Below are 14,662 nucleotides of genomic sequence, written 5' to 3'. Positions count from 1 at the left end.
AAAAGCTTTAAAATAGAGAAAACGGAAGAGAGACAGGGATGATCAGAAAAAGGGGGATATATGAAAAAAATTACAGGGAGAAGATTTTGCAGAAGAGCAGCGGTCTGTTTGTCTGTACTGCTGATCAGCATCATCTTTCTGGGGAATCACTGGAGTTTTGCGGCCTCCGAAAAGAAAACAGAACAAACGGATCAACGGGTGGTGAAGGTAGGATATTTAGAAACTCCGGGGATATGCGAAAAAGATAAATACGGAAATTATACCGGGCTGACACCGGATTATCTGAATGAGATTGCAAAATATACGAACTGGGAATACGAATATGTCCCGACTACAGCGGACACCTTTATACAGGATCTTGCGGATGGAAAGTATGATGTATTGGGAGGTGCCTACTATGCCAAGGAATTGGAGCCTTATTTTGCATATCCAAAGTACAGTATGGGGAGCAGCCGTGCAGGACTTCTGTGTCTGAAAGAAGATAACAGGATCAAAAGTTATGAGCTGAATACGCTGAACGGCAAAACCATCGGAGTCTATGAGAAAGCGGATGAAAAGATCCGAAGGCTGAAAGACTTCTTAAAGATCAACAACATTAAGTGCAGGCTGAAATACTATGGTCCCAAAGACCTCTCAGAAAGTGGAGACCTTTATAAGTATTTATTAAATAAAGAAGTCGATTTGCTGCTGGGAAATGAACTGGAGGAGAATCCTGATTTCCGGCTGGCTGCTTCCTTCGATGCTCAGCCTTATTATCTTGTAACAAGCCCGAAAAATAAAGAGATTCTGAACGGAATTAATTCTGCGCTGGAAAAGATTCAGGACGCCGATCCTGGTTTTGAAAAGGAAAAGTATGAAGAAAATTTTAAAGACAGACAGAAGATATCGTCCGTCTATCTGACGAAAGAAGAGGAGAAATATATCGCCGCCAAGAAATCGGTTTCGGTTGCTGTTGTAGCAGACTGGCACCCTTTCTACTGTAAGCAGAATACTACAGATCACCATGATGGTATTATTCCGGAAATGCTCGAAGAGATCTCTGATTTTTCCGGCCTGAAGTTTACTTATGTCACTGCGGATTCGTATGAGGAGGCCATCCGGCTGGTACAAGAAGGCAAGGCAGATATTATGGGATTTTTTCTGGATACTGAAGCGGATGCGAGAAAGAATGATCTTGTACTGACCAGCGCCTATGTCAGCCTTAACAATATTGTCATCAGAAATAAATCAGAGAATTTTCCTTCCGACGGGATGGAAGCCGGGGTTCTGAAAGGAAGAACACTCCCGGATGAAATAAAGGCGAAAAGAGTGAAATATTATAAGGATGCAGAAGAGATTATTTCGGCACTGAATAAAGGAAAAGTGGACTTCGTGTACGGTCTGGCGGCTTCTATGGAACAGGAGATGCAGAACCACCGGTATAATAATGTCGTCCCGGTGACAGGAGTCAACATTAACATGGGGGTGTCCTTTGCACTGGCGGGCCCGGCGGATACCAATCTCCTGTCGATACTCAACAAATCCATAAATAATGTTACATCGGATGAGAGGAATACGATTCTTAACAGGAATCTGGTTTCCTTCGGCACCTCATTTTCGTTTAAAGATTATATTTATGCAAACCCCATCGCTGTACTCTGTCTGCTGGCAGTCATTATGCTTATGGCGGCAGCAGCCTTTATTCTGACTTACAGATCCAAAATGAGAAGCAGGATCATGCAGAGTGAACTTGAGAAAGCAGAGGCAAAGAGCAGGGCAAAGAGTGAATTTCTCTCTCAGATGAGTCATGAGATACGGACACCTATGAACGCGATCACAGGTCTCACCGATTTGCTGCGGATGGAGGAGAAGCTTCCGGACGGAGCCAGGGAAAAACTGCAAAAAATTCATGCATCCTCTCAGTATATGCTGTCACTGATTAACGATATTCTGGATATGTCAAAGATTGAAAATGGAAAGCTGAACATTGAGCCCGAAGACTTCTCTCTGACAGAACTGCTGGATGGGTTAATTGAAATGATGGAAGTGCAGGCAGAAGAAAAGCAGATTCATTTTGAATTTGTCAGGGAGATTGAGCATGACTTTGTAACAGGAGATCCGATCCGTCTGCGCCAGGTACTGACCAATCTTCTCTCTAATGCCTTTAAATTTACGAAGCACGGAGGCAGAGTCACTCTGACTGTCCGGGAGGAGCACAGGGACGTCAGTACTGGGGAATATTTCTTCTCTGTCAAAGATAATGGGATCGGTATCGCCCAGGACAGGCAGAAACAGATTTTCGAGGCCTTTGAACAGCTGGGAGCCAGCAGCGCAAGAAGCGAGGGAACAGGTCTCGGACTCCCGATCAGTTCAAGCATCATCAAGGCTATGGGAGGAAATCTCATGGTGGAGAGCCAGACTGGCAAAGGTTCTGAGTTTTATTTCAGACTCTGTCTGCCCACCGGGAAAGACAGCACGAACTACAGGAGTGAAAATGCTTTGGAACTTCGGCAGTTCCATGATATCCGGATTCTGGTTGCGGAAGATAACGATCTGAATGCAGAAATTGTAAAAGAACTGCTTGAGATGGAAGGCGCGTCCGCAGAACGGGCAGTCAACGGACAGGAAGCCGTGGAACGATTTTTGTCGGGTGAACAGGGCCGTTATCAGCTTATTTTAATGGACATCAAGATGCCGCTGAAAAACGGTTATGAAGCGGCGGAAGAGATCAGGAAAAGCAGCCATCCGGATGCAGAAACAGTACCGATCATTGCGATGACAGCAAACTCTTTCAAAGAAGATATGGATGCAGCGTTTGCCTCAGGAATGAACGGTTTTGTTCCAAAGCCGATAGACATTGGATATCTCAATCAGGTGATGGAAGAGAACCTGAAAAAGGAATAAAAAAGTGCCGTATCCCAGAGAATAAAACGGGGATACGGCATTTCCTTTTAATCTAAAATAAATGGATTTAATGCATTTTCAATGTCTTCCAGTTCGTCTTCACCGTAAACAGTGAGAAGCAGCGGTTTGGACAATTCCAGGCTGAAAATGCCCATAATGGATTTTGCATCGACAACATAGCGGCCGGATGCTAAATCTATCTCGGATTTAAACCGGTTGATCAAGTTGACAAAGTCTTTTACTTTGTCTATGGAATCTAACAATATTTTATAGGTTTTCATATCAAACACCCCTTTCTTCTTTGCTGATGCAATGTCATGGTACAATTTTTTCAGCGGAAAGTCAAATTTCTCATAAGAATATATTGACAAGAAACGGATAAAATGAATAAAATAAAGATCAGCGAAAAGGGAGAGCAGAAAGCAGGGAGGAAGATACATGGGACTTTTAACAAGAGTAACAGATAATAATCCATTTAGTAAAGATATCGACGAATTGCTGGAAAAGCGTGCTGATGTACAGGAAAAAGATACGGAAGACGGACTTACCTATGAAGAATCTATGAAAAAGATTGAGGAACGGATTAAGGAATTAGGCATCCTTGAAGAGGAAGAATAAAATGCAATCTTAGACGTGCGTCAATATGCGGCGCACGTTTTCATACATCTGAATTGTTAACCTATATCTTTATTATGGTTGACAATTTGAAGTTCATAGCGTATACTTCAATAACGAAGAGGGAAAGAGAAAGGAGTTTATATGCTGGAGGAATTTACAAGACAGATCCTTTCAGGAGAACAGGAACAGATCAAAACAGAAGATGTATTGTTTTTGCTGGATGCAGATCTTGAGATGCTGTGCCGGTCGGCGGACAGGATCAGAAAGCATTTTTGCAAAGACCATGGAGATCTTTGCACGATCATCAATGGGAAAAGCGGAAAGTGCAGCGAGGACTGCAGGTTTTGTGCACAGTCATCCCATCACCGGACCCATGCGGAAGAATATGCGTTTCTTCCGGCCGAAGAGATCTTAAAGGACTGCCGGATGCAGGAGAGGAAAGGAATACATAGATACTCTGTCGTGACAGCCGGAAAATCCCTTGAGGGAGAAGATTTTTCAAGAGCTTTAAAGGCCTATCGTGTTATGTCTGAGCAGTGCAGTGTTTCCCTTTGTGCATCCCACGGATTTTTGTCTTATGATGCTTTTTTAGATCTGAAAAGGAATGGAGTCACACGATATCACTGTAATTTAGAGACATCAAGACGTTTTTTTTCTGAGATCTGCACGACGCATACATATGATGATAAGATCGCAAATATCGAGAGGGCAAAGAAAGCAGGCCTTGAGATCTGTTCCGGAGGGATCATCGGAATGGGTGAGACAGAGGAGGACAGGCTTTCTTTGGCCCTTGAGCTGGCAGGACTCGGAGTTGACTCGATCCCGGTCAATGTTCTTACGCCGATCAAAGGTACTCCTCTGGAAGGAAGAAGAAGGCTTAAAGAAGAGGAAATACTGAGGACGGTCGCAGTGTTCCGGCTCTTAAATCCAAAAGCAGAAATTCGTCTGGCCGCAGGGCGGAATTTGATGAAAGACTGCGGAAGAGAGGCGTTTTGTTCCGGGGCAAACGGAGCAATCACTGGTGATATGCTCACTACATCCGGCAACAGGGTGGAAGACGACAGAAAAATGTTTTTAAAGCTTGGATTTTCATTGACATAAGGAGGAGAATGACTATGAAGAAACTAGAAATAAGGCAGATGACACTCATAGGATTGATGTCGGCACTCATGTGCGTTGCGGGACCGCTTTCTGTTCCGCTGCCGTTTACACCGGTTCCAATATCTCTGACAAATCTGATCATTTATCTGACAGCATTTGTACTCGGGTGCAAATCAGGTACTGTGAGTTATGTGATCTATCTGCTGCTTGGCACAGCGGGACTTCCTGTTTTTTCGGGATTTACGGGAGGCCTGTCCAAACTTGCCGGTCCTACGGGCGGATATTTGATTGGATTCATATTGACGGCTGCAGTCTGCGGGTTTGCAGCGGATCACTCCGGAGGAAAAAGGACCATACAATTTGCAGGAATGGTGATTGGAACGCTGGCAGCATATCTGTTCGGAACCGTTTGGCTCTGTGCACAGATGAACCTTACGCCGGTTCAGGGGCTCATGGCCGGAGTTATCCCATATCTCCCCGGGGACCTGGTGAAAATAATACTGGCTGCAGCAATAGGAAACAGCATCCGGCAGACAGTGAAGCAGACTGCGTCAGCGTCTTTATAGAAGAGAAAGGGCATGGAAATAAATTTTTTCATGTCTTTTTTGTTGACAATCTTTTTGTATTATAGTACTATTGTATTAAATTATCAGTACAATAATACGATAGTACAAGGAGGATTTATATGGATACGATTGTGAATGCAGAGGAGATTACAAAATCCTTTGGAAAACAAATAGCAGTGAGAAATGTCAGTATGGAAGTAAAGAAGGGAGACATTTACGGATTCATCGGGGAGAACGGTGCAGGGAAGACTACCATGATCCGGATGATGGCAGGACTGGCCAAACCCTCCTCCGGCAGACTTTCCCTGTTCGGTTCCGGTGATCTGGTGAAGGCCAGAGAGAAGATCGGGACAGTGATTGAATATCCGGCGCTGATGCCCGGTATGACGGCCAGAGAGAATCTCATGGTGGAGATGAAGCTCAGGGGATTGAAGGATCCGAAAAAGATTGAAGAAGTTCTTATAAAGGTAGGGCTTGCAGACACCAAAAAGAAGAAGGTGAAAAATTTTTCCCTCGGTATGAAGCAGAGGCTGGCGATCGCCATTGCACTTTTGGGCGATCCGGAATTTTTAATTTTGGATGAACCTACCAACGGGCTTGATCCGGTTGGAATCCGTGAGATCAGAGAGCTGATCCAGGAGCTGAATCAGGAACATCACATCACGGTTTTGATATCAAGCCACATTTTGGGAGAGTTATCGAAACTGGCTACCAGATACGGTATCATCCACAAGGGCGAACTGATCCAGGAATTTACGGAAGAAGAATTAAACAGGCAGAGCCAGTCCAGTCTCACGGTAAAGATGCCGAAGGAACAGCGGGAGAAGGCGTGCAGAGTTATGAGAGAGCAGTTTTCAGCCAGAGAATTCCAGATGGTTGGAGAAGAAGAACTGAAGGTCTACGGATTTTTAGAAAAGCCAGGGAAAGTCAATCAGGCGCTTATGCAGGAAGGAATCCAGGTAGAAGAAATCTTCGTAGAAAACATGGATTTGGAAAAATACTTTTTAAGAGCAGTGGGAGGTGCGGCATGTTAAATTTAATTCGGGCAGATGTTTATAAATTGTTAAAATCAACGTCATTTCGTGTGTGCGGAGTGCTGTTTCTTTTGCTGGCGGGATCTGAAAATTTTCTTTATCATCTTGTGGAAAAAATGGGCGGCGGTACTGGGACGCAGACGACGGTCCTCTCAAGGATACAGGGGACAGATACCTCTTATCTGATTCTGCTGGCGATCGTTATTTCCCTGTTCATCGGAAGTGAATATACCTATGGAACCATTAAAAACCTGGCATCAAAGCATTACGAGAGGAATGAAATCTTTGCTTCCAAGTGGATCGTGAGTGTTCTGCTGGCAACGGTTTATTTCGCGGTGAGCATCGTAATTGTGGGAATCACCGCTGCGTTTTACTGGAAAACCGGAGATTTGAGCGGGAATGTTATAAGCAATACCGCAGGCTTTTTGTTCACAAAATATATTCTGGTCCTCAGTATCACTTCTCTGTATGTCATGGCCGCTTTTATAATAAGGAAGACACAGTTTGTCCTTCCGGTTGCCATCATTGGGCTGGACGTTATCGGAACCATTGCATTATATGGCGATATGGGACTCACAAAACTATTGGGGCATACGGTGCAGCTGTCAAAATACTGGCCGGGCAACATGCTGTCTCTGATCATTCAGAGCGGCGCGCAACATGCTGAACTTCTTCCGGGGATTTTAACCGGACTTGTATTTCTTACTGCGGCTGCGGCCGGCGGAGTTATACATTTTAAACGTGTGGATATCAAATAACCCGGTTGACATTTTTATGGAAAGCGCATAAACTATATGGTAAGTGAAATGCGCAGAACAGAAAGAGTACCTACACTGGAACTAACAGAGAGAAACTGTCACCGGCTGAAAGCAGTTTTTAGGAAATGTGTTGGGAATGCCTCTGGGAGCAGACAGGGCGAATCGACAGTAGTCCTGTACGTGGCCGGCGTTAACGGAAGGTTAAGGGAAAGCATCCTCAAGGATACTTTAAGTAAGAGTGGAACCGCGGATATAACTTCGTCTCTTTTTTGAGACGGAGTTTTTTTGTTTCATAGGAAAGTTCTGCGACCTTCCCAGTGAAACAAAAAACGCTCCGCGGGCTGTACACAGATGTGTAAGGAAATTATTTGACTGCGTCAAATCGCATCTGGTACGCAAAGTTGTCAAGCCCCTCAAAGATTGAGGGGCCTAAGAGTTGAAGTGTGGGCTTGCCCACTTTGTTCTATGGAGGTAAGTATGGGCTTTAGAGAGTTTGCAAAAAGCCAGTTTGACATCATAAAGGACCGGGACCCGGCCCTTAAAAATCAAAAGGAAGTATATTTATATCCTTATGTAAAGGCTTTATACTGGTATCGGATCACCCATCGTATGTATAAGGAAGGAAATTTTTATAAGGCCAGAAAGATATCACAAAAGATTGCCCGAAAGACTGGGATTGAGATTCACCCGGGAGCACAGATAGGAAAAGGGCTGTTTATTGACCACGGACATGGGGTTGTCATCGGTGAGACTACGATCATCGGTGACAATGTGACGATTTACCAGGGAGTCACGCTGGGAGGCACCGGAAATGAAACCGGGAAGCGCCACCCTACCATCGAGGACAATGTTTTGATCAGCGCCGGTGCGAAAGTACTAGGATCGATCACGATTGGGAAGAATTCCAAAATAGGAGCGGGTTCCGTTGTAGTTTCCGATGTGCCTCCCAACTCCACCGTGGTCGGAGTGCCGGGCAGAGTGATCAAGAGAGACGGGACCAGGATTCAGAGCCTGGAGCTCAACCAGATCGATCTTCCGGACCCGGTTGACATGGATATTGAGAAGCTGGCAAAAGAAAACGCTGAGTTAAGAAGTGCACTGAATATATTTATGGAGCACTGCAAACGTGTAGAAGATGCTGCGAAAGGAGATAGAGAATGAAGATCTATAATACACTGACAAGAAAAAAAGAGGAGTTTGTACCGGTACACCCTGGGAAAGTGGGGATATATGTGTGCGGCCCCACAGTTTATAACTATATTCATATCGGAAACGCACGGCCGATGATCATCTTTGATACGGTCCGCAGATATTTTGAATATAAAGGATATGATGTGAATTACGTCTCAAATTTTACAGATGTGGATGATAAGATCATCAAGAAAGCCAATGAGGAAGGCGTATCTGCCACAGAGATCGCAGAGCGTTACATTGAAGAGTGTAAAAAAGATATGGAAGGCTTAAACGTGAAGCCGGCGACCCATCAGCCGAAAGCCACGGAAGAGATCGACGGAATGATCCGTATGATCGGGACCTTGATTGAAAAAGGGCATGCCTACGAAGTAAATGGTACGGTTTACTTTAAAACCCGTTCTTTTGACGGATACGGAAAACTTTCCAAAAAGAACATTGACGACTTGGAGGCAGGCCACAGGGATATTAAAGTCCGCGGGGAAGAAGGCAAACAAGATCCGCTTGATTTTGTGCTTTGGAAGCCGAAAAAAGAAGGTGAGATTGCATGGCCGTCTCCTTGGGGAGAAGGCCGCCCGGGATGGCATATCGAATGTTCCGAAATGTCGAAAAAGTATATCGGGGATACGATTGACATTCATGCGGGAGGAGAGGACTTGATTTTTCCTCATCACGAAAATGAAATTGCCCAGAGTGAAGCATGCAACGACGAATGTTTTGCAAACTACTGGATGCACAACGGGTTCTTAAATATCGACAATCAAAAGATGTCCAAATCGGCCGGCAACTTTTTTACTGTCAGAGAGATCAGTGAAAAATATCCGCTGCAGGTTATCCGGTTTTTCATGCTGAGCGCACATTACCGCAATCCGCTGAACTTCAGCGATACGCTTGTGGAATCTGCCAAGAACGGACTGGACCGCATCCTCACAGCGATTGATCTTGTAAGGGATCAGGCCGATAAACCGGAGACAGCTGCAGGAAAAGAAGAAGAGGCTAATCTTGAAGAAGCAAGGAAATTGGTCGGCAAGTTTGAGGAAGCTATGGAAGATGATTTCAACACGGCGGATGCGGTCTCTGCCATCTTTGAACTTGTGAAGCTGGCCAATACAACCGTAAAAGAGTCATCCTCTGATTATGCGGCAAAGCTCCTGGAAATCATGGAAACGCTGTGCGGAGTACTCGGAATCGAGACAAAGCAGGAAGAAGATATTCTGGATGAAGAGATTGAAAGGATGATTGAGGAACGGCAGCAGGCGAGAAAAGAAAAAGATTTTGCCAGAGCAGATGAGATCAGAGACGAACTGCTGGAAAAAGGGATTATTTTAAAGGATACAAGAGAAGGAGTAAAATGGAAACGAGCTTAATTGAGTTTATGACGAAGGGACTTGACCTGCCTCAAATGGACCCTAAGGCTTACTCACCCCTTGGGCTCGCCTACATCGGAGATGCGGTCTATGAGATCGCCGTTCGGACACTGGTTATCTCTGAAGGGAACATGAGTGTGAATAAGTATCACAAAAAATCCAGCAGTCTGGTGAAAGCTTCCGCTCAGGCAGGGGTTTATGATAATATTAAAGAAAAGCTCACAGACGAAGAGGCAGCCGTCTATAAGCGGGGCCGAAATGCCAAATCTGCTACGGCCGCAAAAAATGCTTCGATCGTGGAATACCGGATGGCCACAGGGGTCGAAGCCCTGATCGGATATCTGTACTTATCCGGGAGGACGGCACGGGCTTTGGAGCTGATTAAAATTGGATTAGATGTAGGAGAAAATGAATGAGTTACGAAGAATATCTGCTGGCGGGAAGAAATGCGGTGCTGGAGGCACTGAGGGCGGGAAAGCCCATTGATAAGATCTATATTCTGGACGGATGCCAGGACGGTCCCGTCCGGACGATCGTCCGGGAGGCAAAGAAGACAGACGCAGTTCTGAATTTTGTAGAAAAAGAACGTCTGGATCAGCTTACAAAGGAACATCATCAGGGCGTAGTCGCAATGGCTGCGGCCTATGAATATGGACAGATGGAAGATCTGTTTGCCAGGGCAGAGGAAAAGAAGGAAGATCCGTTTTTTATTCTACTGGACGGTATTGAAGATCCTCACAATCTGGGAGCTATCATAAGAACAGCAAATCTTGCCGGAGCCCATGGCGTTATCATTCCAAAAAGAAGGGCAGTGGGACTGACCCCGACGGTGGCAAAAACATCCGCAGGAGCGCTGAATTATACCCCGGTGGTCAAAGTGACCAACTTGTCAAAGACGATGGAAGAACTGAAGGAGCGGGGATTATGGTTTGTCTGTGCTGATATGGACGGGGACATGATGTACCGCCAGAATTTAACCGGTCCTATTGGGCTGGTCATCGGAAACGAGGGCAGCGGTGTCAGCCGCCTTGTGAAGGAGAGGTGTGATTATACCGCTTCTATTCCGATGAACGGCGATATTGATTCTCTGAATGCATCGGTTGCAGCCGGCGTGCTGGCTTATGAGATCGTGAGGCAGAGGCTTTTAAAATAGGGGAACTATGAAAGACTTTGAACATTATTCTGACAGGGACCTGTTAAATGAGATAAAAAGCGGTGACGATCGGGCGATGGATTTTCTTCTGAACCGGTATGGGGGACTGGTGCGCAGGGAATCCAGGAAGTTCTTTCTGGCCGGAGCCGATGAGGAGGACTTGATCCAGGAAGGGATGATCGGTCTTTTTAAAGCTGTAAAAAATTATGATGACGAAAAGAACGCTTCCTTCTCTACATTTGCATCTCTTTGTGTAAAACGGCAGATTTATACGACGGTGACGGCTTCCAAGAGAAAGAAACACGGTCCATTGAACAATTATATATCACTGTTTAATGAACAGGGAGAGGAAGACCAGTTTATGGAAGAAGACACAAATCCGGAACAGGTTCTGATACAAAAGGAAAACATCTCTGACTATTATAAGAAAATTGAGACAAAGCTCAGCAGTTTTGAGAAAGATGTGATGGAACTTTATCTGAGCGGAGAGAATTATGTGGAGATCGCCGTAAAACTGGACAAACCGAAAAAGTCCATTGACAATGCGATTCAGAGGATCCGCAGAAAATTAGGGGAAGAAAGTTAATCACCCGGAGGGGGAGTATACATGCAGAATGTTTATGTGTTGTCCGATATTCACGGCCAGGGCCGGGCTTTTTTTGAGATGCTGGAGAAGATCCGTTTCTCTCCGGAAGATAAATTATATATTATCGGAGATGTGGTGGACCGCGGGCCGGATGGCATCCAGCTGCTGGAATATATAAGGGAACAGCCGAATATGGAACTTCTCATGGGAAATCATGAAGATATGTTTCTAAGAACGATGGATGACGAAGAGTCATGGTATGAGACGTGGATTTTTAACGGCGGAGGTGTTACGTTAGCTTCTCTTATGTCGTTTCCGAAAAAGGAGCAGGAGCAATGTATTGAGTTTGTGCGAAAGCTTCCTCTTTACCGGATGATCACAGTGGAGAACAAGCGTTATCTTTTGGTTCATGCAGGCATTGATGCAGCACTGGGAGATTCAGAGGATAAGATTTCACAGATGGACCGGGATAACCTTTTATGGATTCGCAGGGAGTTTTTCAATGCTGCCCTTGCCTGTCCATATACCGTTGTTTTTGGACACACACCCACAGGTGCACTGCTTTATTATGCCGGGACTTTGACGGAAGAAGCAAGGGAACAGGCTGCCGCATTTCATATTACAAAATGGGATCACAGGATCGCCATTGACTGCGGAGCCGCCTACGGTGAAAATCTTGGCTGTCTGAGATTGAATGATCAGGAAGAATTTTATATAAAAATATGAAAAAATATTGACAAGATTCGATCGGTATGATAAATTTAATAACGGTCTTGCTGATGTGGCACAGGTGGTAGCGCACCTCATTGGTAGTGAGGAGGTCACGGGTTCAACTCCCGTCATCAGCTTATCGTAAGAAACGGCTCAAACCTTGATTTTATGCGGGTTTGAGCCGTTTTTTTTGCTTGAATGCTTTGTATGAAGAATAGGAAAATAATTTTGCTATAATAATTGTAATGAGATTTTTCATTACATATATTTACAAAAAATGATTTACTTTAAATTCCAAATATGTTAAAGTAGAATCATGAAATATATTTGTAGTACCAAGAAAGGGGTTGGTACAATGAAAATAGAATATAAAAAGAAAGCTGTTAAATACATAAATAGTTGTGATAAATCAACTAAAAGACGCTTGAAAGACAGCATTGAGAAATTACCGCTAGGTGATGTAAAAAAATTAACTGGATATGAGTGTGAGTATAGATTGAGGATTGGTAATTTGCGTGTGTTATTTACGTTTGAAAATGATATAATAACAATAAACGAGATAAGACCAAGGGGAAAAGCATATAAGAGGCTTTAGGAGGTGTAAACAATGAGCAGAGAAACAATAAAGAATTTGATTGACATGATAGATGAAAAGGATATAGATACAATTTACAAGGTAATTTTAAAATTTATTCCGGAAGTGAGTCCTGTTCCGGATGAGATTGAAGCAATTGCAGAGGCAAAAGCAGACAGGAGTGCTACAATTTTGCATGAAGACATTCATTGGGATTAGCATGTTAAACGTTTGCAGATGTAGGCCCTCTTTTACACGAGAAAATGGTAAATAAGAATGAGGTTATTATAAAAAGTACAATTTTATGCGGAGTTAAGGGGCACTGAAACACTAGAGATTATGAGGCGGGTTACTCGGCTACCCGTCTCATTTTTCAAATATTTCAGGAACATATAAATAGAAATATGGAGGTAACACAAAATGGAATTAAAGATTTTAAAACAGGATTTTTCCATCGGTAAGCTTTACGATGTTTCCCAGGCAGATTTACAAAATGAGTTTTGCTTTTTTGCTAAAACCGACCAGGAGAATTCACTGGTCTGCCCCACGGAGTTTATGCCTGATGACATGATCGAGAGAGAAGACGGCTGGAGGGCGTTCCGGATACAGGGAATCCTTGATTTTTCTCTGATTGGGATTTTGGCTGAAATATCTTCCCTGCTGGCCAATCACAAAATCGGGATTTTTGTTATTTCTACTTATAATACGGATTATATACTGATCAAAGCCGAAAACTTTGAAAGAGCCGTCCGTGTTCTGGCGGATCATGGATATGAAATCATACATTGATTTTCCGGACTTGACTGAAAAGTTCTGTGAAAAGATTGCGCTGAATGTTTGGAAACTTTCCTGCAATATGATATGATGAATCCAGAGAAAATTTATGGAAGAAAGGAACGACAGATGTTAGACGGAAAGAAATCATTATTCAGTGGCATGCAGGCCACCGGTACTATTACATTGGGCAATTACCTGGGAGCATTAAAAAACTGGGTGGACATTGATAAAGATCAGTATATGTGTTTTTACAGTGTTGTGGACATGCATTCCATCACAGTAAGACAGGAGCCTTCGGAGCTGAGAAAAAGGGCCAGGAGCCTTTTGGCACTCTATATAGCGGCAGGACTTGATCCGGTAGAAAACTGTATTTATTACCAGTCACACGTTTCGGCACACGCAGAACTCATGTGGATCTTAAACTGCTTTACCTATATGGGGGAAATGAACCGGATGACCCAGTTTAAAGATAAGTCACAGAAGCATCCGGAAAATATCAACACAGGACTTTTCACTTATCCGGTCCTGATGGCAGCAGACATTTTGCTGTTTCAGTCTGATGTGGTGCCCGTGGGAAAAGACCAGATGCAGCATTTGGAGATCACCAGAGATATTGCTGAAAGATTTAACAAGATATACGGTGATGTATTCACGATTCCGGAAGCATATATCGGCAAAGTCGGACAGAAGATCATGAGCCTTCAGGAGCCGGAGAAAAAGATGTCCAAATCTGACGAGAATGCCAATGCACACATTCTGCTTCTGGATGATCCGGACACGATCATGAGGAAGTTTAAGAAGGCGGTGACGGACTCCGAGGCATGTATTGCTTATTCAGAAGAAAAGCCAGGCATTAAAAACCTGCTGGATATTTACTGCGCGATCAACGGAAAGAAACCCGAGGAAGCAGTGGCTGAATTTGAAGGCATGGGATACGGAAAGCTGAAAGAGCGGGTTGGAGAAGTGGTTGTGGAAGAACTGCGGCCGATTCAGGAACGCTATAACGACATTATGAAGAATAAAGATTATTTAAATAAGATCATAAAAGATAATGGGGAAAAGGCTTCTTACTATGCGGCGAAGACCTTGAGAAAGGTACAGCACAAAGTGGGATTCCCTGACCGTATCCGCTGATATGTGCGGAATATGAGTACAAAACAGCAAGATCCGGTGCGGGCAGCTTTCAGAGGCAGCTTTCACCGGATTTTTTGATGCAAAAGAAAAGTTTATATTGCCTGCCATTTGAGACCTGAATAGGCAAAAGTATCTTGCAGTGGACAGGCGCTTTTGTTATAATTTTAATATCATTTAATGCGCACAGGCGCAGTTTTGGCATCCGTGCA

At 44.1% G+C, this 14,662-nt stretch carries 17 protein-coding genes, 1 tRNA gene and 1 other annotated feature; of the genes, 17 read left to right on the top strand and 1 reads right to left on the bottom strand.

All coding sequences use genetic code 11. The annotated features are described in order from the left end of the window. Positions 1 to 60 precede the first annotated feature (60 nt). Positions 61 to 2,883: an ATP-binding protein gene (locus tag ANCC_RS11485; protein WP_006568941.1), complete on the top strand. Its 2,823-nt coding sequence runs from the start codon at positions 61 to 63 to the stop codon at positions 2,881 to 2,883. Positions 2,884 to 2,930: 47 nt separating this feature from the next. Here the strand turns inward: ANCC_RS11485 and ANCC_RS11480 are convergent, their stop codons facing one another. Continuing rightward, a complete protein-coding gene (locus tag ANCC_RS11480; protein ID WP_039947135.1) occupies positions 2,931 to 3,164 on the bottom strand; it encodes an HPr family phosphocarrier protein in 234 nt (77 codons plus the stop codon). Positions 3,165 to 3,321: 157 nt separating this feature from the next. Between ANCC_RS11480 and ANCC_RS11475 the strand changes: the two genes are divergently transcribed. The 16 genes from ANCC_RS11475 to trpS all read left to right on the top strand — a co-directional run bounded on the left by ANCC_RS11475 (position 3,322) and on the right by trpS (position 14,453). Next, complete coding sequence (locus ANCC_RS11475) at positions 3,322 to 3,501, top strand: hypothetical protein (protein ID WP_006568939.1); 180 nt, start codon at positions 3,322 to 3,324, stop codon at positions 3,499 to 3,501. A 141-nt stretch (positions 3,502 to 3,642) separates the two neighbouring features. Continuing rightward, a complete protein-coding gene (gene bioB, locus ANCC_RS11470) occupies positions 3,643 to 4,602 on the top strand; it encodes a biotin synthase BioB (RefSeq protein ID WP_006568938.1) in 960 nt (319 codons plus the stop codon). Positions 4,603 to 4,610: 8 nt separating this feature from the next. Then, positions 4,611 to 5,168, top strand: a complete 558-nt coding sequence (locus ANCC_RS11465) for a biotin transporter BioY (RefSeq protein WP_006568937.1) — start codon at positions 4,611 to 4,613, stop codon at positions 5,166 to 5,168. A gap of 119 nt (positions 5,169 to 5,287) precedes the next feature. Further along, the gene (locus ANCC_RS11460; RefSeq protein WP_006568936.1) at positions 5,288 to 6,202 is read left to right on the top strand and encodes an ABC transporter ATP-binding protein; all 915 of its coding nucleotides are present in this window, start codon (positions 5,288 to 5,290) and stop codon (positions 6,200 to 6,202) included. Continuing rightward, entirely contained in the window at positions 6,196 to 6,960 is a 765-nt protein-coding gene (locus ANCC_RS11455; RefSeq protein WP_006568935.1) for an ABC transporter permease, read from the top strand. Before ANCC_RS11460 ends, ANCC_RS11455 begins: the two co-directional genes overlap by 7 nt. A gap of 44 nt (positions 6,961 to 7,004) precedes the next feature. Beyond that, positions 7,005 to 7,229, top strand: a binding site (T-box leader). A gap of 208 nt (positions 7,230 to 7,437) precedes the next feature. Then, the gene (epsC, locus tag ANCC_RS11450) at positions 7,438 to 8,121 is read left to right on the top strand and encodes a serine O-acetyltransferase EpsC (protein ID WP_009290455.1); all 684 of its coding nucleotides are present in this window, start codon (positions 7,438 to 7,440) and stop codon (positions 8,119 to 8,121) included. After that, positions 8,118 to 9,518: a cysteine--tRNA ligase gene (cysS, locus tag ANCC_RS11445; RefSeq protein ID WP_006565919.1), complete on the top strand. Its 1,401-nt coding sequence runs from the start codon at positions 8,118 to 8,120 to the stop codon at positions 9,516 to 9,518. Before epsC ends, cysS begins: the two co-directional genes overlap by 4 nt. Then, positions 9,503 to 9,934, top strand: coding sequence for a Mini-ribonuclease 3 (locus ANCC_RS11440; protein ID WP_006565918.1), 432 nt, complete (start codon positions 9,503 to 9,505; stop codon positions 9,932 to 9,934). Before cysS ends, ANCC_RS11440 begins: the two co-directional genes overlap by 16 nt. Then, positions 9,931 to 10,671: a 23S rRNA (guanosine(2251)-2'-O)-methyltransferase RlmB gene (gene rlmB, locus ANCC_RS11435; protein WP_006565917.1), complete on the top strand. Its 741-nt coding sequence runs from the start codon at positions 9,931 to 9,933 to the stop codon at positions 10,669 to 10,671. Before ANCC_RS11440 ends, rlmB begins: the two co-directional genes overlap by 4 nt. Positions 10,672 to 10,678: 7 nt before the next feature. Further along, positions 10,679 to 11,257: a sigma-70 family RNA polymerase sigma factor gene (locus ANCC_RS11430; protein ID WP_006565916.1), complete on the top strand. Its 579-nt coding sequence runs from the start codon at positions 10,679 to 10,681 to the stop codon at positions 11,255 to 11,257. Between the two features lie 21 nt (positions 11,258 to 11,278). Beyond that, a complete protein-coding gene (locus ANCC_RS11425) occupies positions 11,279 to 11,983 on the top strand; it encodes a metallophosphoesterase (protein ID WP_006565915.1) in 705 nt (234 codons plus the stop codon). A 49-nt stretch (positions 11,984 to 12,032) separates the two neighbouring features. Further along, positions 12,033 to 12,105 (top strand) — tRNA-Thr (locus tag ANCC_RS11420). 218 nt (positions 12,106 to 12,323) lie between these two features. Further along, on the top strand, positions 12,324 to 12,563 hold the full coding sequence (locus tag ANCC_RS11415) for a type II toxin-antitoxin system RelE family toxin (protein ID WP_039946209.1): 240 nt from the start codon (positions 12,324 to 12,326) through the stop codon (positions 12,561 to 12,563). Positions 12,564 to 12,575: 12 nt separating this feature from the next. Continuing rightward, entirely contained in the window at positions 12,576 to 12,761 is a 186-nt protein-coding gene (locus ANCC_RS11410) for a hypothetical protein (RefSeq protein WP_006565913.1), read from the top strand. Between the two features lie 201 nt (positions 12,762 to 12,962). Continuing rightward, a complete protein-coding gene (locus ANCC_RS11405) occupies positions 12,963 to 13,331 on the top strand; it encodes an ACT domain-containing protein (RefSeq protein ID WP_006565912.1) in 369 nt (122 codons plus the stop codon). Between the two features lie 114 nt (positions 13,332 to 13,445). After that, positions 13,446 to 14,453, top strand: coding sequence for a tryptophan--tRNA ligase (gene trpS / locus ANCC_RS11400; protein WP_039946223.1), 1,008 nt, complete (start codon positions 13,446 to 13,448; stop codon positions 14,451 to 14,453). The last annotated feature ends 209 nt before the right edge of the window (positions 14,454 to 14,662 follow it).

The sequence above is a fragment of the Anaerostipes caccae L1-92 genome (assembly GCF_014467075.1).
Lineage (GTDB): Bacteria > Bacillota > Clostridia > Lachnospirales > Lachnospiraceae > Anaerostipes > Anaerostipes caccae.
This window is presented reverse-complemented; position numbering and strand designations above follow the sequence as displayed.

Excerpts from the sequence above, each read along its gene's own strand:
- ANCC_RS11485 (WP_006568941.1), top strand. The coding sequence starts at position 61 with ATGAAAAAAATTACAGGGAGAAGATTTTGCAGAAGAGCAGCGGTCTGT.
- ANCC_RS11480 (WP_039947135.1), bottom strand. The coding sequence starts at position 3,164 with ATGAAAACCTATAAAATATTGTTAGATTCCATAGACAAAGTAAAAGAC.
- ANCC_RS11475 (WP_006568939.1), top strand. The coding sequence starts at position 3,322 with ATGGGACTTTTAACAAGAGTAACAGATAATAATCCATTTAGTAAAGAT.
- bioB (WP_006568938.1), top strand. The coding sequence starts at position 3,643 with ATGCTGGAGGAATTTACAAGACAGATCCTTTCAGGAGAACAGGAACAG.
- ANCC_RS11465 (WP_006568937.1), top strand. The coding sequence starts at position 4,611 with ATGACTATGAAGAAACTAGAAATAAGGCAGATGACACTCATAGGATTG.
- ANCC_RS11460 (WP_006568936.1), top strand. The coding sequence starts at position 5,288 with ATGGATACGATTGTGAATGCAGAGGAGATTACAAAATCCTTTGGAAAA.
- ANCC_RS11455 (WP_006568935.1), top strand. The coding sequence starts at position 6,196 with ATGTTAAATTTAATTCGGGCAGATGTTTATAAATTGTTAAAATCAACG.
- epsC (WP_009290455.1), top strand. The coding sequence starts at position 7,438 with ATGGGCTTTAGAGAGTTTGCAAAAAGCCAGTTTGACATCATAAAGGAC.
- cysS (WP_006565919.1), top strand. The coding sequence starts at position 8,118 with ATGAAGATCTATAATACACTGACAAGAAAAAAAGAGGAGTTTGTACCG.
- ANCC_RS11440 (WP_006565918.1), top strand. The coding sequence starts at position 9,503 with ATGGAAACGAGCTTAATTGAGTTTATGACGAAGGGACTTGACCTGCCT.
- rlmB (WP_006565917.1), top strand. The coding sequence starts at position 9,931 with ATGAGTTACGAAGAATATCTGCTGGCGGGAAGAAATGCGGTGCTGGAG.
- ANCC_RS11430 (WP_006565916.1), top strand. The coding sequence starts at position 10,679 with ATGAAAGACTTTGAACATTATTCTGACAGGGACCTGTTAAATGAGATA.
- ANCC_RS11425 (WP_006565915.1), top strand. The coding sequence starts at position 11,279 with ATGCAGAATGTTTATGTGTTGTCCGATATTCACGGCCAGGGCCGGGCT.
- ANCC_RS11415 (WP_039946209.1), top strand. The coding sequence starts at position 12,324 with ATGAAAATAGAATATAAAAAGAAAGCTGTTAAATACATAAATAGTTGT.
- ANCC_RS11410 (WP_006565913.1), top strand. The coding sequence starts at position 12,576 with ATGAGCAGAGAAACAATAAAGAATTTGATTGACATGATAGATGAAAAG.
- ANCC_RS11405 (WP_006565912.1), top strand. The coding sequence starts at position 12,963 with ATGGAATTAAAGATTTTAAAACAGGATTTTTCCATCGGTAAGCTTTAC.
- trpS (WP_039946223.1), top strand. The coding sequence starts at position 13,446 with ATGTTAGACGGAAAGAAATCATTATTCAGTGGCATGCAGGCCACCGGT.